Below are 17,487 nucleotides of genomic sequence, written 5' to 3'. Positions count from 1 at the left end.
GCAAGCATGCACATCGTTGGCGGGACACGGCCCGGAATCGGCTAGGCAATGACCACGATCAGGTAAAATGCTTGTTTCCCCGAAATCCAAGCGAAATCTCGCGCCATCACACCGTCATGACCACCGTCCTGCGTCTATCCGACCTCATCTCCCAAGGCAAACTCTCCGGCAAGCGTGTGTTCATCCGCGCCGACATGAACGTGCCGCAGGACGACGCCGGCAACATCACCGAGGACACTCGCATCCGCGCCTCGGTGCCCGCGATCGAGGCCAGCCTGGCCGCCGGCGCCGCGGTGATGGTCACGTCGCACCTGGGCCGCCCGACCGAGGGTGAATTCAAGCCGGCCGACTCGCTGGCGCCGATTGCCAAGCGCCTGTCCGAGCTGCTGGGCAAGCCGGTGCAACTGGTGCAGAACTGGGTCGATGGCGTGGAAGTCGCGCCGGGCCAGGTGGTGCTGCTGGAAAACTGCCGCGTGAACAAGGGCGAGAAGAAGAACAGCGACGAACTGGCGCAGAAGATGGCCAAGCTGTGCGACGTGTACGTCAATGACGCGTTCGGCACCGCCCACCGCGCCGAAGCCACCACGCACGGCATCGCCAAGTACGCCCCGATCGCCTGCGCCGGCCCGCTGCTGGCTGCCGAGATCGACGCGCTGGGCAAGGCGCTGGGCCAGCCGGCGCGTCCGCTGGTGGCCATCGTGGCCGGCTCCAAGGTCTCGACCAAGCTGACCATCCTGAAGTCGCTGGCCGACAAGGTGGACAACCTGATCGTCGGAGGCGGCATCGCCAACACCTTCATGCTGGCCGCCGGCCTGAAGATCGGCAAGTCGCTGGCCGAGGCCGACCTGGTCGCGGACGCCAAGGCCATCATCGACATCATGGCCGCGCGCGGCGCCTCGGTGCCCATCCCCGTGGACGTGGTCTGCGCCAAGGAATTCAGCGCCACGGCCGCCGCTACGGTCAAGGAGGTCAAGGACGTGGCCGATGACGACATGATTCTCGACATCGGTCCGAAGACGGCCGCGCAGCTGGCCGAACAGCTCAAGGCCGCGGGCACCATCGTGTGGAACGGCCCGGTGGGCGTATTCGAATTCGACCAGTTCGGCAACGGCACCAAGGTGCTGGCCGAGGCCATCGCCGACTCGAAGGCCTTCTCGATCGCCGGTGGCGGCGACACGCTGGCCGCCATCGCCAAGTACGGCATCGCCGACCGTGTCGGCTACATCTCGACCGGCGGCGGCGCGTTCCTGGAGTTCCTGGAAGGCAAGAAGCTGCCCGCGTTTGAAGTGCTGGAGCAGCGCGCGGCCGGCTGAGGCCAGACTCGTCCACGTCCGCACAAGGATCTCCCGCCATGACCCGCTCGACCAAGATCGTCGCCACCATCGGCCCCGCCTCCAGTTCGCTGGAAGTGCTTACGCGCATGATCGCGGCCGGGGTGGATGTGGTGCGGCTGAACTTCTCGCACGGCACCGCGCAGGACCATATCGACCGCGCGGCGCTCGTGCGCGAGGCGGCCCGGGCCTGCGGGCGCGAGGTGGCCATCATGGCCGACCTGCAGGGCCCCAAGATCCGCGTGGGCAAGTTCGAGAGCGGCAAGGTCACGCTCAAGCCGGGCGATTCGTTCATCCTGGATTCGGCCTGCCAGCTGGGCAACGAGGCGCGCGTCGGACTGGATTACAAGGACCTGCCGCGCGACGTCGGTCCGGGCGACCTGCTGCTGCTCAATGACGGCCTGATCGTGCTGGTGGTGGACCGCGTGCTCGGCAACGAGATCTTCACCACAGTGCGCATCGGCGGCGAGCTGTCCAACAACAAGGGCATCAACCGCCAGGGCGGCGGCCTGTCGGCGCCGGCGCTGACGGCCAAGGACATGGACGATATCAAGACCGCCATGTCGCTGGGCGCGGACTATGTCGCGGTGAGCTTCCCGAAGAACGCCACCGACATGGAGATGGCACGCCAGCTGGCGGCCGTGGCCGGCCAGCCGCACGGCCACAAGGCGCGCATGATCGCCAAGATCGAACGCGCCGAAGCCATCAACCCGGGCGTGCTCGAGGAAATCCTGCAGGCCTCGGACGGCATCATGGTGGCGCGCGGCGACCTGGCCGTGGAAGTCGGCAACGCCGCCGTGCCTGCGCTGCAAAAGCGCATGATCCGGCTCGCGCGCGAGGCCAACAAGCTGACCATCACCGCCACGCAGATGATGGAAAGCATGATCGTGAACCCGGTGCCGACGCGCGCCGAGGTCTCCGACGTGGCCAACGCCGTGCTCGACGGCACCGACGCCGTGATGCTGTCGGCCGAGACCGCCGCGGGCCGCTACCCGGTGGAGACCGTCGAGGCCATGGCCGCGGTCTGCATCGAAGCCGAGAAGTCAGAGGTGGTGCAGCTCGACACGGACTTCCTCAACCAGACCTTCTCGCGCATCGACCAGTCGGTGGCGATGGGTGCGCTGTTCACCGCCTATCATCTGCAAGTGAAGGCGATTGCCGCGCTGACCGATTCGGGCGCGACCGCGCTGTGGATGAGCCGTCACCGCATCCATGTGCCGATCTACGCGATGACGCCGAACGTGGCGTCCGAGCGCAAGATGCAGCTGTACCGCAACGTCGTGCCGCTGCCGCTGCAGGCGAGCACCGACCGCGACACCGCGCTGGAGCAGGCCGAAGAGCTGCTGCTCGCGCAGGGCGTGGTGCAGCGCGGCGATTTCATCGTGCTGACCATCGGCGAGCCCATGGGCCAGCCCGGCGGCACCAACACCCTCAAGATCGTCAGGGTGGGAAGTTGAAGCAGTTAGTGCGACGGCGGGCAGAAGCACGGCGGCAAGCGGTGCAGAATGGCCTGCCCGGCCAGTATGGCCAGCGCGACGGAAAGCGCCAGCAGAACAAGATTCAGAGACACACCATTTACCTTCAGGAGTTTTGACATGCCACTCGTATCGATGCGCCAGCTGCTCGACCACGCTGCCGAAAACGGCTATGGTCTGCCGGCATTCAACGTGAACAACCTCGAGCAGGTCCAGGCCATCATGCAGGCGGCCGACGAGGTCAACGCCCCGGTGATCATGCAGGCCTCGGCAGGCGCCCGCAAATATGCCGGCGAGCACTTCCTGCGCCACCTGATCGAAGCCGCGGTCGAGGCCTACCCGCACATCCCGGTGGTGATGCACCAGGACCACGGCCAGTCGCCGGCGATCTGCCAGGCCGCGATCGACCTGGGCTTCTCGTCGGTGATGATGGACGGCTCGCTGCGCGAAGACGGCAAGACCCCGGCCGACTACGAGTACAACGTCGACGTGACCCGCAAGGTCGTGCAGCTGTCGCACGCGATCGGCGTGACCGTCGAAGGCGAACTGGGCTGCCTGGGCTCGCTGGAAACCGGCGAAGCCGGTGAAGAGGACGGCATCGGCGCCGAAGGCAAGCTGGACCACTCCATGCTGCTGACCGACCCCGAGCAGGCCGCCGACTTCGTCAAGGCCACCCAGCTCGACGCACTGGCCATCGCCATCGGCACCTCGCACGGCGCCTACAAGTTCACGCGCAAGCCGACCGGCGACATCCTGGCGATCAACCGCATCAAGGAAATCCACGCGCGCATCCCCAACACCCACCTGGTGATGCACGGCTCGTCGTCGGTGCCGCAGGAACTGCTCGAAGAGATCCGCAAGTTCGGCGGCGACATGAAGGAAACCTACGGCGTGCCGGTCGAGGAAATCCAGGAAGCCATCAAGTATGGCGTGCGCAAGATCAACATCGACACCGACATCCGCCTGGCCATGACCGGCGCGATCCGCCGCTTCTTTGTCGAGAACCCGAGCAAGTTCGACCCGCGCGAATACCTGAAGCCGGCCCGCGAGGCCGCCAAGCAAGTGTGCAAGGCCCGCTACATCGCCTTCGGCTGCGAAGGCCAGGCCAGCAAGATCAAGTCGGTATCGCTGGCGGATATCGCCAGCCAGTACAAGTCGGGCAAGCTTGCCCAGGTTGTGCAGTAATGTCCCCTGACCGCCATCCGCACACGCGGACGGCGGTTTGACGTTCCGGCCGCCGCGGCAGCATTCCGTGCCCGGCGGCTTCGCCGTTTTATCGGAACCACCATGCCTAACGCTCTCTACCAGTCCTCCATCCAATCGCTGCCGCTGCTCGGCCACGGCAAGGTGCGCGACAACTACGCCGTCGGCGAAGACAAGCTGCTGATCGTTACCACCGACCGCCTGTCGGCCTTCGACGTCATCATGGGCGAGCCCATTCCCGACAAGGGCCGCGTGCTGAACCAGATGGCGAACTTCTGGTTCCGCAAGCTCGCGCATATCGTGCCGAACCACGAGACCGATGTCGCCGCGGAAACCGTGGTGAAGCCCGAGGAAGTCGCGCAGGTGCAGGGCCGCGCCGTGGTGGTCAAGCGCCTGAAGCCGATCCTGGTGGAAGCCGTGGTGCGCGGCTACCTGGCCGGCAGCGGCTGGAAGGACTACCAGGCGACGGGCAAGGTGTGTGGCATCGAGCTGCCGGCCGGCCTGCAGAACGCGCAGAAGCTGCCCGAGCCGATCTTCACCCCGGCCGCCAAGGCCGAGATGGGCGAGCACGACGAGAACATCTCGTTCGGCGAGGTCGAGGAACGCATCGGCGTGGCGCTGGCCCGCCAGATGCGCGATATCTCGATCCGCCTGTACAAGGAAGCGGCCGATTACGCGGCCACGCGCGGCATCATCATCGCCGACACCAAGTTCGAGTTCGGCCTGGACGAGAACGGCACCCTCACGCTGATGGACGAAGTCCTGACCGCCGATTCGTCGCGCTTCTGGCCGGCCGATTCATACCAGGTCGGCACCAACCCGCCGTCGTTCGACAAGCAGTTCGTGCGCGACTGGCTGGAAGCCGTGCGCATCGACGGCAAGCCGTGGCCCAAGACCGCGCCGGCGCCGAAGCTGCCGGACGACGTGATCGAGAAGACCGCCGCTAAGTATCGTGAGGCGCTGACGCGCCTGACCGGCGAGGAACTGCAGTAAGCCCGGAGGACAGGACGTGAGCAAGCAAGACAAGCCGGTCGTCGGCGTCGTAATGGGCAGCAGTTCCGACTGGGACGTGATGCAGCACGCCGTGGCCATGCTGAAGGATTTCGGCGTGCCGTTCGAGGCCCAGGTGGTCTCGGCGCACCGCATGGCTGACGACATGTTCCGCTATGCCGAGACCGCGCGCGGCCGCGGCATCCGCGCGATCATCGCCGGCGCCGGCGGTGCCGCGCACCTGCCGGGCATGATCGCCGCCAAGACCATCGTGCCGGTGTTCGGCGTGCCGGTGCCGTCCAGGTACCTGCGCGGCGAGGATTCGCTGCTGTCGATCGTGCAGATGCCCAAGGGCGTGCCGGTGGCGACGTTTGCGATCGGCGAAGCCGGTGCCGCCAATGCGGCTCTGCACGCCATCGCCACGCTGGCCACCACCGACGAGGCCCTGGCCAATGCCCTGGAAGCCTTCCGCGCGAAGCAGACCGAGGCTGCCCGCGCCATGACGCTGCCGCTGTAATCACCGAGCCGTAACCCCCGGAAACCACGGAACCGAGCAATGCCGACCGATATCCATCCCCACCTCTCCGAAGCCCATACGCCGGAGTCGCGCGCCGAGTTCGGCGTCGACAACCCCAGCGCGCCCATCCTGCCCGGCGCCTGGCTCGGCATGCTTGGCGGCGGTCAGCTTGGCCGCATGTTCACGCATGCGGCGCAGGCCATGGGCTATCGCGTCTGCGTGCTCGACCCGGACCAGGACAGCCCTGCCGGCTCCGTGGCCGACAAGCATATCTGCGCGCCTTACACCGACGAGGCCGCGCTGGCCGAGATGGCAAAGCTGTGCCAGGCCGTCAGCACGGAGTTCGAGAACGTGCCGTCGCTGTCGCTGGACCGGCTGGAACAGCTCGGCTCCTTTGTCGCGCCGCGCGGCTACTGCGTGTCGATCGCGCAGAACCGCATCGGCGAGAAGAAGTTCTTTGCCTCGTGCGCCGAGCGCACCGGCGTGCCGACCGCTCCGCACTGGGTGATCCAGCACGATGCGGACGTGGACCAGTTGCCCGACACGGTGCTGCCGGGCATCCTCAAGACGGCGCGCATGGGCTATGACGGCAAGGGCCAGGCCCGCGTGAAGACGCGCGAAGACGTGCGCGCCGCGTGGAAGGCCATGCAGCACGTGCCGTGCGTGCTCGAGCAGATGCTGCCGCTGGCCTACGAGGTCTCGGTGCTGGCCGCACGCGCCGCCGATGGCAGCACCGCAACCTGGCCGCTGGCCGAGAACGTGCACCGCGACGGCATCCTGTTCTCGACGACGATGCCGTCCACCAGCGTCTCGGCCGCGATCGCCGACCGCGCCCGCGCCGCCGCCGCGATCATCGCCACCGAGATGGGCTATGTGGGCGTGCTCTGCATCGAATTCTTCGTGCTCACCGATGGCTCGCTGATCGCCAACGAAATGGCACCGCGCCCGCACAACTCCGGCCACATCACCATGGACGCGTGCGAAACCAGCCAGTTCGAGCAGCAGGTGCGCGCCATGGCCCGCCTGCCGCTGGGCAGCACGCGCCAGCATTCGGCCGGCAAGATGCTGAACCTGCTTGGCGACGTGTGGTTCGAGTTCGGCCTGGAGCGCACGCCGGCTTGGGATGAAGTCCTGGTCCAGCCCGGAGCCAAGCTGCACCTGTACGGCAAGAGCGATGCGCGCCCGTCGCGCAAGATGGGCCACGTGAACTGCATTGGCGAAAACGCCGAGGCCGCGGAACAGGCATTCCGGGTGGCCGAGCAAGCGCTGCACATCCCGCTCTGAACACTCCGCAACACTGCCACGCCAGCCTCAAGGAACACGATGTCGCGCATGCCCACGGCCGCCGAACTGGACGAAGCGGTCCGCCTGCTGGAGGCCGGCCAGCTGGTCGCCTTTCCCACTGAAACCGTCTACGGGCTCGGCGCCGACGCCGAGAACCCGGAAGCAGTGGCGCGCATCTTCGCGCTCAAGGGCCGTCCGTCTAACCACCCGGTCATCGTGCACGTGGTGGACGGCGCCGACATCGGCTATTGGGTCGACGAGGTGCCGGAAGCCGCGAACAAGCTGATCGAAGCGTTCTGGCCCGGCCCGCTCACGCTGATCCTCAAGCGTGCCGCGCATATCGATGCGGCAGTGGCCGGCGGGCAGGACAGCATTGGCCTGCGCTGCCCGTCGCATCCGGTTGCGCAGGCGCTGCTGTCGCGCTTCAAGCGCGGCCGCGGCGGCATTGCCGCACCCTCGGCCAACAAGTTCGGCCAGGTCAGCCCGACCACGGCGCAGCATGTGCGCGACGAGTTCGGCGATGCGGTCTATGTGCTCGAAGGCGATGGCGTGGAAGTGGGGATCGAATCGACCATCGTCGACCTGTCGCGGCTGGACCAGGGCATCGGCCCGGTGCTGCTGCGTCCGGGCGCGATCACGCCGGCGATGATGGCTCAGGTGCTCGGCGAAGCGCCGCTGCCGCCTGATGCCGCCGCCCCGCGCGCGTCTGGCACGCTCAAGGCGCACTATGCCCCGCATACGCCGCTGGTGCTGGCTCATGCGGCCGAACTGGCGGCGCAACTGCCCGGCCTGGCCGCCGATGCACGCGTGGCATGGGTTGGGCGTGCGCCGGTCGAAGATCCCCGTTGCACGTGGGTGCAGGCGCCCGCCGATGCCACCACTTACGCCCGCGAGCTGTACCGCCTGCTGCGCAAGCTGGACAAGCAGGGCTACACGCGGCTGGTGTTCGAGCCGCTGCCGGATGGTCATGAATGGGCTGGGGTCAGGGATCGGCTGCAGCGGGCTGCGGCGGCGTTTGGAGGGTAAGCTCCCGTCGCTCTTCGCAGCAGCGATGTGCCGGCTTGTCGTGATCGCGCGAAGCCCCCTTCTCTTGCGGGCAGGACGGCCCGCGCGAACACGATTGCCTGCCCTGCGATAGAGCCGATTCCTCAACAACTTTAGGAATCCGCCGATTCCAATAGCGCCCTGTCGGCGCTATACGCATGGATGCGCCCCTTCTCGGACATTGAAGGACCATCCCATGCAGCGACACATCCGATACAACCTCGTACAAGGCGACAGGACCACCAGCAACGGTATCGTGGTTGGCGCCAACGACGCCAGAATGACCCAGATGGGCGTACCACTCGCGCTGGAGGGCGATGCCGTCTGGTGTCCCGCCTGCAAGACCACGGGTCATATTCTTTGTGTCGGACCACGGCACGCCAACTCGTTCCATGGGCGGAAGGATGCGCTCGACGGCGACCTCTGCATCTGCCGGTGCGATCCCCCGCCGCGGCTGATTCACTCCATGACGGGCATGCGCCACGTGCTGACGCATGACGAGCTTGTTGCGCAGGGCTTTGCAAAGCATCCTGTGCAAAGCGATTTTCAGGGGGAGGCCGGAGTCTATGACGAAGCGGTCTACGGACGCCGTTTCAGCGGCAGGCTCGACACGGCCGGACTGATGCCCCGCATCGCCACGGAGAGCCTCGGCAACTATGAGATCTTCTGGGGCGACGATGCCCTGGCGCGAGGTTGATCATGCCAGCGCAATCGCTTCCCGCAACCGGCAGCCGCACGGTCCGGACAAATCCCGTTGCAGGCTCGACCCTAAACCTGAAGATCTGGCCGGTCAGCTTCCAGCAACTCTGGGACAACTACGTCACTGGCAGGCCTTATAGCGATCCGGAAAGGACTCACTCCAACCAGTGCGCCATTCGCCTCAGTGCAACCCTGCACCGTATCGGCATCGATATGAAATCGTTCTCCCAGCAGAACGTCAGGCCAGGCCGGGGGAAATCAACGCTCGGCCGCATTCTTCTGAACGGGAAACCGACTGCGACGCGTGCGGACGAAATGGCTCAATGGCTTTGCCTGAAGCCGTTTGCAGGGTTGCCCCAGAAGCCGGATGTGGTGACCGGGCCGGACTGGCAGGACAAGGTGCGCGGCCGGACCGGAATCATCTTCTTTGGTGAGTATCGGCAGCGCGATGAGGATTCACCCGATGCCGCGACGGGAGGTCATATTGACCTGTGGAACGGTGCCACGCTCACGGCAAATGGCATCACTGGAGCCTTTCACAATTTCCTGAGATTCCGTTTGGGCATTAGCAGCATCCCGAAGCTCTACCACGACCTGAGCAGAGCCCGAACAATCTGGTTCTTCGAAATCAGCTGATCACGAAACCATGAAGACATTCATTACAAAGACCCTGCTTTTCCTCGTTGGCTTTGCCCTGGGGTGCGTGATTGACCTGTTGCCGGCGTTTGTCGCGGATACGTGGAGGATTTCCTCCTGCGCCGAAGATTGCCCGCCGTGGGTCACGTTCCACGCCCTCACGGCGTACCTGGTGACACCCTTTGCGGCGGGTGCCACCATGGCATGGGGTCGCTCCATCAGGCAGCGGGCAATCTGGCTACTATGCATCGCCTTTATCCCGCTCTCATTGTTTGCCGTGGACTTCTTGCTCCATAGCAAACACCTGAAGCAACTCTACTTCTAGTTTCACTAGCCGGCGCCCTTCACGCCCGCAACTCCACGGGCGCGCCCCTTCCAACCCCGATCAATCGATCGAAGCCCCCACCGTCTTCACCACCCCCGCCCACTTCTGCCGGTCCGCCTTCACCGTCGTACGGAACTGATCCACGCTTTCCACACGCGGCGAATTCCCCGCGTCGATCAGCTTCTGGCGGATGGCCGGCGTTTCCAGCGCGGCCTTCACCGCGTCGTTGATCTTGTGCGTGATCTTCGGGTCCAGCCCCTTCGGCCCGAAGAAGCCGAACCAGATGGTGCTGTTGAAGCCGGGCAGCGCGCTTTCAGCAATGGTCGGCACCTCCGGTACCACCGGCACGCGCTTGCTCGTGGTCACGCCGAGCAAGCGCACCTTGCCCGCACGATACTGCGGCAGCACGCTCTGGACCTGGTTGAAGATGCAGCAGACTTCGCCCTTGAGCACGGCCTGCAGCGCATCGGGGCCACCCTTGTATGGGACGTGGACCATGTCGAGACCGGCGCGCGCATTGAATTCGGCGAACGCCAGGTGCGTGCCGGTGCCATTGCCCGTGGATGCGTAGTTGTACTTGCCCGGGTTGGCCTTGACCTTCTCGATGAATTCCTTAACCGACTTCACGTCGATCACGGCCGGGTTGATGGTCAGCACGTTCGAGACTTCTACCAGCGGCGCGATCGGCGTGAAATCGGCATCGGCATCGAACGGCAGGCTCTTGTACAGCGCCGGGTTGATGCCATGCGTGGCGGCCGTGCCCAGCAGCAGCGTGTAGCCATCCGGCCTGGCATGGGCCACGACTTCCGAGGCCACGTTGCCGCCGGCGCCCGGACGGTAGTCGTAGATGATCGTGGTCTTGAGCGACTTCTGCAGCGATTCCTGCAGCGTGCGGCCCACCATATCCACGCCCGAGCCGGCGGTGAAACCCATCAGGATGGTCACCGGCTGCGTCGGCCACTCGCCTTGCGCGTGCGCGGGGGCGGCCATGGCGCACGCTGCGGCCAGGCCGGCAGTCAGCTGAAGAGCGGAGCGGAACGAGAAGCGCAGGGGCAGGCGGGACATAGGGGGCACCGTCGAAGGAAATGAATGACCAGGGCGCCGGAACCAGAACGACGCCGTCGCGGGCCAGGGTCTTGGCGCCCGGGTCCAAAGGTCACACGATAGCAATGTTCCGGCCAAAACCAAACGACCGAGTTCGCTTGAAGGTATGCCCGGCCGGCATATGGTCGTGCCGGAGCAACGTTCAGCGCCGCAGCAGCGCGACCAGTTCATCCACGTCCGGCAGTGGCGCGCCGATGCCGGACGTGGCTTCTTCGTCGGCTTCCAGCAGGCCGTCCGCCAGCGCCCGCTTGTCCTTGTGCAACTCGACAATGCGCTCTTCGATGGTCCCCGCCGTGATCAGCCGGTACACCGTGACGGGCCGCTGCTGGCCAATCCGGTGGGCGCGGCCCATGGCCTGGTCTTCGGCGGCGGGGTTCCACCACGGGTCGGCGATGATCACGTAGTCCGCGGCGGTCAGGTTCAGGCCGAAGCCGCCGGCCTTCAGGCTGATCAGGAAGACATCGCCCTCGCCGGCCTGGAAGGCCGCCACGCGCCGGGTACGCTCCGCGGCCGGCGTGGCGCCATCCAGGTACTGCAGCGCCAGGCCCGCGCGCTCCAGCCCCTGCCTGAGCAGGCGCAGGAAGTCCACGAACTGGCTGAACACCAGCACCTTGTGGCCGTTGGCCGCGAGTTCGCCGGCAAGCTCGACGAAGGTCCGCAGCTTGGCGCCCTCCTGTCCGATTTCAGGCGTGACCAGCCGCGCATCGCAGGCGGCACGGCGCAGCCGCATCAGTTGCGCCAGCACGTGGATGCGCGCCTCAGCCTGGAACTGTGCCTGTGCAACGGCCCTGGCGCGCGCGCCTTCCGGTGCGCCGCGCGTGGCCTTGCGCGCGGCTTCGACACGCGCCAGCGCGGCTTCAGCCTCGGATTGGGCCTGCCGGCGCAGCGCTTCGTAATGCGCAGCCTCTACGGGCTCCGGCTCCACGCGGATGACCAGCTCGGTGCGCGCCGGCAGATCGTCAAGGACCTGCGCCTTGGTCCGGCGCAGCACGAATGGCGCGATCATGCGCCGCAGCCGCTGCCGGACTTCACGCGCGCCGCTGCGCTCGATCGGATTGGCGAAGTGCTCGTTGAAGCGGACCAGCGAGCCGAGCAGCCCCGGATTGCAGAAGCGCATCACCGACCAGAGCTCGGCCAGCCGGTTTTCCACCGGCGTGCCGGACAGCGCCATGCGAAAGCCCGACGGCAGGTCGAACAGCGCCTGCGCGCGGCGCGATGCGGCATTCTTGATGGCCTGCGCCTCGTCGGCGACGACGGTGTGCCACTCGCGCGCGCAAAACGCCTGGCGCGCCTGCTGCAGCAGCGTGTAGGAGACGATCACCAGGTTGCCCGCCCCCGCCTGCGCGAGCATGGTCTCGCGCTCGCCCTCGGCATAGACGTGTACGTTCAGCGTCGGCGCGAAGCGCCGCGCCTCGGCGGCCCAGTTGCCGCAGACGGAGGTCGGCGCGACCACCAGGCCCGCGCCGCCGCCCGCGCGGGCCAGTAACACCGCCAGTGCCTGCAGCGTCTTGCCCAGGCCCATGTCGTCGGCCAGGCAGGCTCCGAGCCCGGCTGCGGCCAGCGTCATGGCCCAGCGGAAGCCGTCATGCTGGTACGGGCGCAGTTCCGCCGCCAGGTTGGCCGGCAGGGCGATGTCGGTCTCGCGCGCGGCACGCAGGCGGGCCAGCCGCCGGCGGAAGTGCGCATCGGGATCGACGCCCGCGCCGGCCAGCACGTCGTCGAGCCACGGCGCGGCCATCAACGGGACGCGAATACCGTCTGGCACGCGGTCGGCCACGCCCGCGAGGTCGCGCAAGCGGCCTCGCAAGGTGCGCGTGAGCGCCACGTACACGCCCTGCCCCATCGGCACGAAGCGGCCGGCGTGGCTGCCGGTCCAGTCGATCAGCTTGCCGAGCTCGAGCACCAGGCCCTCGGCCACGCGCAGCTCACCCACCAGCCGGTACCACGCGTTGCGGGTTTCGACGGTCACGCTGAGCTGCGGCAGATCCGCGGCCACCACGCGCATCTCCTTGCCGCGCGGCCACTCCAGCGCCAGCACGGCGGGCAGGCGCGGCAGCGCCTCCACGACGGCCAGCGCGTCTTCGGGATCGTCGAGCACCCAGCTGTGCTCGCCGCCGGGCGGGGCCAGCGGCACCAGGAACGGCAGCTCGGCGAAGATCTCGGCCACGTGGGCCAGTTCCGCTTCCAGGTCGCGCTGCGCCGCGAGCGTTTCGCCGCGCACGTTGGCCATCAGCCGTTCGCGGCCGGCGCCGGGCGCCACGCGCGGGCCGAGCGGCCCCAGCGGCGTCACCACCAGCCGCAGCGCGATGCCGCGGCCATGCGGCGCGACTTCGGCGCGCAGCCGCGATTCGGGCTCCAGTTCGCGCACGGCGCCGGTGGGATCCGCCTCGACCTGGAAATGCCCGGCCAGCGCGCGCAGCGTGCTGTCCAGTTGCGCGCGGCCGGCTTCCGGGATGGCGAGGCCGTCGGCAATCAGCCGCGCCGCGCCTTGTTGCGCCGGCGTGAAACGGATCACGCGCAAGCGCTGCGGGCCGTCGCGCAGCACCGTGACCTGGCGCAGGGCTTCGGCGTCCTGCCGTGCCGCGGCCGGCAGATAGGCGTCCATGGCGGGCGCTTCGCGCAGCGGGGGATAGATCCGCAGCACATAGCGGCCGTTGGTGTGCACGGCCTCGAGCGCGGGCGCCCCTTCGGTCACCTCCAGCACCTGTTCCGGCGAGCGGGCCAGCACGACCGCCGGATGCCCGATCAGTGCCACGATGGCTGCCGCCCGGTCCAGCATGTAGCGCCGGTTATGCGACTGGTCGCGCCGGATGGCTTGCGCGACGCGCGCATCCCATGGCGGCAGTTGCCCGTCCTCGGCCACGCGCGCCAGCGGCACCGGCCGTGGCTTGCCCCACCCGCGTGCGCCGCGCATCTGCTCGAGCGGCTCGATCGCGCCGACGGCGCCGTCCGCGTCCAGCGTCAGTGCCCACAGCAGGCGGCGATCGGGAGCGTTGCCGGCGGCCGCGGCCCCTCCTGCCAGCCCCTGCAGCGCTTCCAGCGCCTGCTGCCAGGCCGGCGAGCCGCTGTCGGGGTCCGCTTCGGGGCCGGGAGGGATGAAAGATGGCACGGGAACGGGTCCAGGGACAGGAATTTGGGGGAGAACGATGCGAAAGCGGGCATTTTAGACCGCCTTTCACGGTCTGCCGCGTTGGCACCCATGGCCCCGCAGCTTACAATATTGCCTTTGCCGCGGCCGGGATGTCCGGCGCAATCGGCAAACCAGACAAGAAGTGGCTGACGTCCATCCGGCCTTGCCGGCACGGCGCAAGCCCGACCCAATCCGAAGCACGACACCCGCAACACCATGACGCAAACCGCCAACATCGTCGAAATCGGCGCCGAAGACATTCCGCTGCATTGTCCCACCGCCAACACGCCGGCCTGGAACTACCACCCGCGCGTGTTCCTGGATGTGGTCGACACCGGCGAAGCCAAGTGCCCGTACTGCGGCACGGTGTACAAGCTCAAGCCGGGCACCGTGCTGAAGGGCCACCACTGAGCAGCCTGAGCCGCTTCCGCAGCACCCCGACGCTCCGGGCCGCCTGCCGGCGCCCCGGGGCGTTGGCGTTCCCGCCCGTCGCGCTGACGCGCGGGCAAGCTTCGCCCCACTCATGAAAAAAGCCCTCGTCATCGCCCCCGACCGGATCAGCGACGCCCTGATGGCCCAGCCGCTGTTCGCGCTGCTCAAGGCGCGCCATCCGCGGCTGGTCATCGACGCCCTAGCGCCCAAATGGGTGGGCCCGGTGCTGGCGCGCATGCCGGAGATGGGCAGGGTGTTCCCGAGCCATCTCACCCACGGCACGCTGCAGCTTTCGGCGCGCTTCATGTTCGCCCAGCAGCTCAAGAACGAAGGCTACGACATGGCCTACGTGCTGCCGGACACGCTCAAGTCGGCGCTGATCCCATGGCTCGCCGGCATTCCGCTGCGCGTCGGCTACCGTGGCGAGTCGCGTTTCGGCATGCTGAACGTGCGCCACGCCAACCCGCCGCGCAACGGCCGCCCGGCCATGGCCGAGCACTACGCGCGCCTGGCGCTGCGGCCCGGCGCCAAGCCGCCGGCGGAATTGCCCGAACCGCGCCTGCGCACCGACCCGAACCGTATTGCCGCTACGGCCGAGCGCTTCGGCATACCGCCGCAGACGCGCCTGATCGCCTTCTGCCCGGGTGCCGGCTTCGGCCCCGCGCGGCGCTGGCCGGCTGCGCATTTCGCCAGGCTGGCGCAGATGCTGCGGCGCTCGTATCCGTATGCCCAGATGATCACGCTGGGGGCCGCCGCCGACGCGGATGCCGCCGCCGAGATCGCGCGCGAAGCCCCGTTCGTGCGCAACCTGTGCGGCCAGACCTCGCTCGACGACGCCATCGACCTGCTGGCGCTGTCCGAGGCCGCGGTCTGCAACGATACCGGCCTGATGCATATCGCCGCCGCGCTGAACCGGCCGCAGGTGGCCGTGTTCGGCTCCAGCGATCCGCGCCAGACGCCGCCCCTGTCACAGGCTGCGAGTATCATGTGGCTGCAACTCGAATGCAGTCCGTGCCTCAAACACGAGTGTCCCCTGGGACACATGCGCTGCCTGAAGGACATCGAGCCCGAGATGGTGTTCGTTGAACTGCGCAAGCTGCTGCACCGGCCCTGACTCCTGACATCGCGACCATGCCCCGTTTTGCCCGTCTGTTCGATTCCGCGGAAGACATTGTCCAGGCCTTCCGCGAGGCCATGAAACTGCGCGACGCCGAGGGCGCGCTGCGACTGTGGCTCGACGAAGACTCGATCACCTGCGTCATGCCTGACGGGCAGCGCCTGATCGGCCACGAACACCTGCGCCAGGCGTTCTCGCAACTGCTTGAAGAACAGCCGGTGCTGATCGACGCGATCGAGACCAGCAGCCATGCATCGCTGGGCGTGTCGATCTTCGACGTGACCGAGGCCTTGCGCTTCGGCACGGGCCGGGTCGAAGCGGACCTGTACGTGCATACCACCTATGTGCTGATGCAGAACCACGAGGGCTGGCGGCTCGCGCATATCCACTGCAGCCCGGCCAATGCCGTGCAGGTAGCCTCCGTGGCCGCGGCGCCGGGGCAGGCGCTGCACTGAAGGCGGCCACCGGCCGCGCGCCTTCGCGCACGGCCCTTCGCATCATCGAGCCGGCATGACGCAGCTTCCGCACCATCGCCTGCCACCCACCACCCAGGCCAATCCATCCGTCCAGGCTTATGGCGAAGGCATCGCCATGCCGTGGTGGCTGCGGGGCGGGCACGCCCAGACCATCATTCCCGCGCGCTTTACGCAACGCCCGCCGCGTGTGCACTTTCGCCGCGAGCGCTGGGAAACGCCTGACCAGGACTTTATCGAGCTGGACTGGACCACGCACCCCGTGCGCGCCCACACGCCGCTGCTGGTGATGTTCCATGGGCTGGAGGGCGATTCCGGCAGCCATTACGCGCAGGCGCTGATGCACGCGCTGCAGCCGCGCGGCTGGCAAGGCGTGATCCCGCACTTCCGCGGCTGCTCGGGCGAACTCAATCGCGCGCCGCGCTTCTACCATTCCGGCGATTCCGCCGAGATCCGCTGGATTCTCGAGCGCCTGCGCCGCGAGCACTGCGCCGACGGCAGGCCGATGCTGGCGGTGGGCATCTCGCTGGGCGGCAACGCCTTGCTGCGCTACCTTGGCGAACAGGGCGGCGCGGCCGGATACCTGCGCGCGGCCGCGGCCATTTCAGCGCCACTGGATCTGGCCGCCGGCGGCGCGGCGTTGTCCGCCGGTTTCAACATGCTTTACACGCGCATGTTCCTGCAGACGCTCAAGCGCAAGTCACTGGCCAAGCTGGATCAGTATCCCGGTCTGTTCGACCGCGACGCCATGCTGGCGAGCCGTGACCTGTACGCATTCGACAATGTCGTGACCGCGCCGCTGCATGGCTTTCGCGATACCGACGACTACTGGAAACGCGCATCGAGCAAGCCCGTGCTGGGCGAGATTGCCGTGCCGACGCTCGTGCTCAACGCGCGCAACGATCCGTTCCTGCCAGGCCGCTACCTGCCGGGCCCCGCCGACGTCAGCCCGCAGGTCTGGCTGGAGCAGCCCGAGCACGGCGGCCACGTCGGCTTCATGACGCCACGGGCGGGCCTGCTGGGACAACTGCCGCTGTTGCCGTTCAGCGGGCATATCGAATGGCTGCCCGCCCGGATCCTGCGCTTCTTCGACAGCATGTCCTGAAGCCGGCACGTCAGCAACGAGGAGACACGATCATGGATGAATCAGTCCGGCAAGCACTGGCACGCTGGCCCGATGTGCCCCACTGCTACGGCTGGCTGGCGCTGGATCGCCGCGGCCAATGGCGCCTGCGCAATGAGTTCGCGCAGCAGCACGGCCTGTCGGGCGACCCGATCCGGCATGAAACGCTGGTCGCGTTCATCGAGCGCAACTACCTGCATGACGAGCGCGGCGCCTGGTACTTCCAGAATGGGCCGCAGCGCGTCTTTGTGTCGCTGGCCTATGCGCCGTGGGTCGTGCGACTGCATGAAGGCAAGCTACGCACGACCACGCGACGCGCGTTCGACGTGCAGGCCTGCCATGCCGATGAACAGGGCAATGTCGTGCTGGCTGGCAGGATTGAAGGCGAGGACGGAGATTCGCACGCCGCGCTGCTGCACGACCACGACCTCGACCTCTTCAGCGGCGCATGCGAATGGCATGGCGACGCGTGCGGCGCGGACCTCGGCGTGTTCCACCATGACGGCCGCGACATCCCGATCGAACCGATTGCCGCCAACGAAGTGCCGAAACGCTTCGGCTTCATCCGCGACCCGCGGCCGGCGGCCGCCTGAGCGGGCCGACA

At 67.5% G+C, this 17,487-nt stretch carries 18 protein-coding genes; 15 read left to right on the top strand and 3 right to left on the bottom strand.

Going from position 1 to position 17,487, the window contains the following annotated elements:
- Positions 1-116: 116 nt before the first annotated feature.
- A complete protein-coding gene (locus tag CupriaWKF_RS02910; protein WP_276099545.1) occupies positions 117-1,313 on the top strand; it encodes a phosphoglycerate kinase in 1,197 nt (398 codons plus the stop codon).
- Positions 1,314-1,351: 38 nt separating this feature from the next.
- On the top strand, positions 1,352-2,788 hold the full coding sequence (gene pyk, locus CupriaWKF_RS02905; protein ID WP_276099544.1) for a pyruvate kinase: 1,437 nt from the start codon (positions 1,352-1,354) through the stop codon (positions 2,786-2,788).
- Between the two features lie 5 nt (positions 2,789-2,793).
- Here pyk and CupriaWKF_RS02900 read toward each other — a convergent pair whose 3' ends face one another.
- Positions 2,794-2,928 carry a hypothetical protein gene (locus tag CupriaWKF_RS02900; RefSeq protein ID WP_276099543.1) on the bottom strand — a complete coding sequence of 45 codons (135 nt, stop codon included), beginning with the start codon at positions 2,926-2,928 and terminating at the stop codon, positions 2,794-2,796.
- On the opposite strand from CupriaWKF_RS02900, the gene fba reads away from it, so the two are divergent.
- From fba to CupriaWKF_RS02860, 8 genes are all read left to right on the top strand, one after another.
- Positions 2,927-3,991: a class II fructose-bisphosphate aldolase gene (gene fba, locus CupriaWKF_RS02895; protein WP_276099542.1), complete on the top strand. Its 1,065-nt coding sequence runs from the start codon at positions 2,927-2,929 to the stop codon at positions 3,989-3,991. The genes CupriaWKF_RS02900 and fba overlap by 2 nt on opposite strands.
- A gap of 102 nt (positions 3,992-4,093) precedes the next feature.
- Positions 4,094-5,002 (top strand): phosphoribosylaminoimidazolesuccinocarboxamide synthase, encoded by a 909-nt coding sequence (locus CupriaWKF_RS02890; RefSeq protein WP_276099541.1) that lies wholly within the window; start codon positions 4,094-4,096, stop codon positions 5,000-5,002.
- A 16-nt stretch (positions 5,003-5,018) separates the two neighbouring features.
- Positions 5,019-5,516, top strand: a complete 498-nt coding sequence (gene purE, locus CupriaWKF_RS02885) for a 5-(carboxyamino)imidazole ribonucleotide mutase (protein WP_276099540.1) — start codon at positions 5,019-5,021, stop codon at positions 5,514-5,516.
- A 39-nt stretch (positions 5,517-5,555) separates the two neighbouring features.
- Positions 5,556-6,800: a 5-(carboxyamino)imidazole ribonucleotide synthase gene (locus CupriaWKF_RS02880; protein ID WP_276099539.1), complete on the top strand. Its 1,245-nt coding sequence runs from the start codon at positions 5,556-5,558 to the stop codon at positions 6,798-6,800.
- 39 nt (positions 6,801-6,839) lie between these two features.
- Positions 6,840-7,826 (top strand): L-threonylcarbamoyladenylate synthase, encoded by a 987-nt coding sequence (locus tag CupriaWKF_RS02875; protein ID WP_276099538.1) that lies wholly within the window; start codon positions 6,840-6,842, stop codon positions 7,824-7,826.
- 214 nt (positions 7,827-8,040) lie between these two features.
- Complete coding sequence (locus CupriaWKF_RS02870) at positions 8,041-8,541, top strand: PAAR domain-containing protein (protein ID WP_276099537.1); 501 nt, start codon at positions 8,041-8,043, stop codon at positions 8,539-8,541.
- A gap of 2 nt (positions 8,542-8,543) precedes the next feature.
- Positions 8,544-9,179: a type VI secretion system amidase effector protein Tae4 gene (locus CupriaWKF_RS02865; RefSeq protein ID WP_276099536.1), complete on the top strand. Its 636-nt coding sequence runs from the start codon at positions 8,544-8,546 to the stop codon at positions 9,177-9,179.
- A 10-nt stretch (positions 9,180-9,189) separates the two neighbouring features.
- Entirely contained in the window at positions 9,190-9,504 is a 315-nt protein-coding gene (locus CupriaWKF_RS02860; protein WP_276099535.1) for a hypothetical protein, read from the top strand.
- A 60-nt stretch (positions 9,505-9,564) separates the two neighbouring features.
- On the opposite strand, the gene CupriaWKF_RS02855 is transcribed toward CupriaWKF_RS02860, so the two are convergent.
- The gene (locus tag CupriaWKF_RS02855; RefSeq protein WP_276099534.1) at positions 9,565-10,569 is read right to left on the bottom strand and encodes a tripartite tricarboxylate transporter substrate binding protein; all 1,005 of its coding nucleotides are present in this window, start codon (positions 10,567-10,569) and stop codon (positions 9,565-9,567) included.
- A 181-nt stretch (positions 10,570-10,750) separates the two neighbouring features.
- Positions 10,751-13,717 (bottom strand): DEAD/DEAH box helicase, encoded by a 2,967-nt coding sequence (locus CupriaWKF_RS02850; RefSeq protein WP_276099533.1) that lies wholly within the window; start codon positions 13,715-13,717, stop codon positions 10,751-10,753.
- A 237-nt stretch (positions 13,718-13,954) separates the two neighbouring features.
- On the opposite strand from CupriaWKF_RS02850, the gene CupriaWKF_RS02845 reads away from it, so the two are divergent.
- The 5 genes from CupriaWKF_RS02845 (at position 13,955) to CupriaWKF_RS02825 (ending at position 17,476) form a co-directional block, all read left to right on the top strand.
- A complete protein-coding gene (locus CupriaWKF_RS02845) occupies positions 13,955-14,149 on the top strand; it encodes a zinc-finger domain-containing protein (protein WP_211948900.1) in 195 nt (64 codons plus the stop codon).
- 112 nt (positions 14,150-14,261) lie between these two features.
- Complete coding sequence (waaF, locus tag CupriaWKF_RS02840) at positions 14,262-15,284, top strand: lipopolysaccharide heptosyltransferase II (protein ID WP_276099532.1); 1,023 nt, start codon at positions 14,262-14,264, stop codon at positions 15,282-15,284.
- A 17-nt stretch (positions 15,285-15,301) separates the two neighbouring features.
- A complete protein-coding gene (locus tag CupriaWKF_RS02835) occupies positions 15,302-15,742 on the top strand; it encodes a nuclear transport factor 2 family protein (protein ID WP_276099531.1) in 441 nt (146 codons plus the stop codon).
- A 55-nt stretch (positions 15,743-15,797) separates the two neighbouring features.
- A complete protein-coding gene (locus CupriaWKF_RS02830; protein ID WP_276099530.1) occupies positions 15,798-16,865 on the top strand; it encodes a hydrolase in 1,068 nt (355 codons plus the stop codon).
- Positions 16,866-16,897: 32 nt separating this feature from the next.
- Entirely contained in the window at positions 16,898-17,476 is a 579-nt protein-coding gene (locus CupriaWKF_RS02825) for a DUF2946 family protein (RefSeq protein ID WP_276099529.1), read from the top strand.
- The last annotated feature ends 11 nt before the right edge of the window (positions 17,477-17,487 follow it).

It is taken from the genome of Cupriavidus sp. WKF15 (assembly GCF_029278605.1).
Taxonomy (GTDB): domain Bacteria; phylum Pseudomonadota; class Gammaproteobacteria; order Burkholderiales; family Burkholderiaceae; genus Cupriavidus.
Note: the sequence above shows the minus strand (reverse complement) of the source record. Positions and strands in the feature narration are given on the sequence as shown.

Coding starts and splice junctions, on each gene's coding strand:
- CupriaWKF_RS02910 (WP_276099545.1), top strand. CDS start 117: ATGACCACCGTCCTGCGTCTATCCGACCTCATCTCCCAAGGCAAACTC.
- pyk (WP_276099544.1), top strand. CDS start 1,352: ATGACCCGCTCGACCAAGATCGTCGCCACCATCGGCCCCGCCTCCAGT.
- fba (WP_276099542.1), top strand. CDS start 2,927: ATGCCACTCGTATCGATGCGCCAGCTGCTCGACCACGCTGCCGAAAAC.
- CupriaWKF_RS02900 (WP_276099543.1), bottom strand. CDS start 2,928: ATGTCAAAACTCCTGAAGGTAAATGGTGTGTCTCTGAATCTTGTTCTG.
- CupriaWKF_RS02890 (WP_276099541.1), top strand. CDS start 4,094: ATGCCTAACGCTCTCTACCAGTCCTCCATCCAATCGCTGCCGCTGCTC.
- CupriaWKF_RS02880 (WP_276099539.1), top strand. CDS start 5,556: ATGCCGACCGATATCCATCCCCACCTCTCCGAAGCCCATACGCCGGAG.
- CupriaWKF_RS02875 (WP_276099538.1), top strand. CDS start 6,840: ATGTCGCGCATGCCCACGGCCGCCGAACTGGACGAAGCGGTCCGCCTG.
- CupriaWKF_RS02870 (WP_276099537.1), top strand. CDS start 8,041: ATGCAGCGACACATCCGATACAACCTCGTACAAGGCGACAGGACCACC.
- CupriaWKF_RS02865 (WP_276099536.1), top strand. CDS start 8,544: ATGCCAGCGCAATCGCTTCCCGCAACCGGCAGCCGCACGGTCCGGACA.
- CupriaWKF_RS02860 (WP_276099535.1), top strand. CDS start 9,190: ATGAAGACATTCATTACAAAGACCCTGCTTTTCCTCGTTGGCTTTGCC.
- CupriaWKF_RS02855 (WP_276099534.1), bottom strand. CDS start 10,569: ATGTCCCGCCTGCCCCTGCGCTTCTCGTTCCGCTCCGCTCTTCAGCTG.
- CupriaWKF_RS02845 (WP_211948900.1), top strand. CDS start 13,955: ATGACGCAAACCGCCAACATCGTCGAAATCGGCGCCGAAGACATTCCG.
- waaF (WP_276099532.1), top strand. CDS start 14,262: ATGAAAAAAGCCCTCGTCATCGCCCCCGACCGGATCAGCGACGCCCTG.
- CupriaWKF_RS02835 (WP_276099531.1), top strand. CDS start 15,302: ATGCCCCGTTTTGCCCGTCTGTTCGATTCCGCGGAAGACATTGTCCAG.
- CupriaWKF_RS02830 (WP_276099530.1), top strand. CDS start 15,798: ATGACGCAGCTTCCGCACCATCGCCTGCCACCCACCACCCAGGCCAAT.
- CupriaWKF_RS02825 (WP_276099529.1), top strand. CDS start 16,898: ATGGATGAATCAGTCCGGCAAGCACTGGCACGCTGGCCCGATGTGCCC.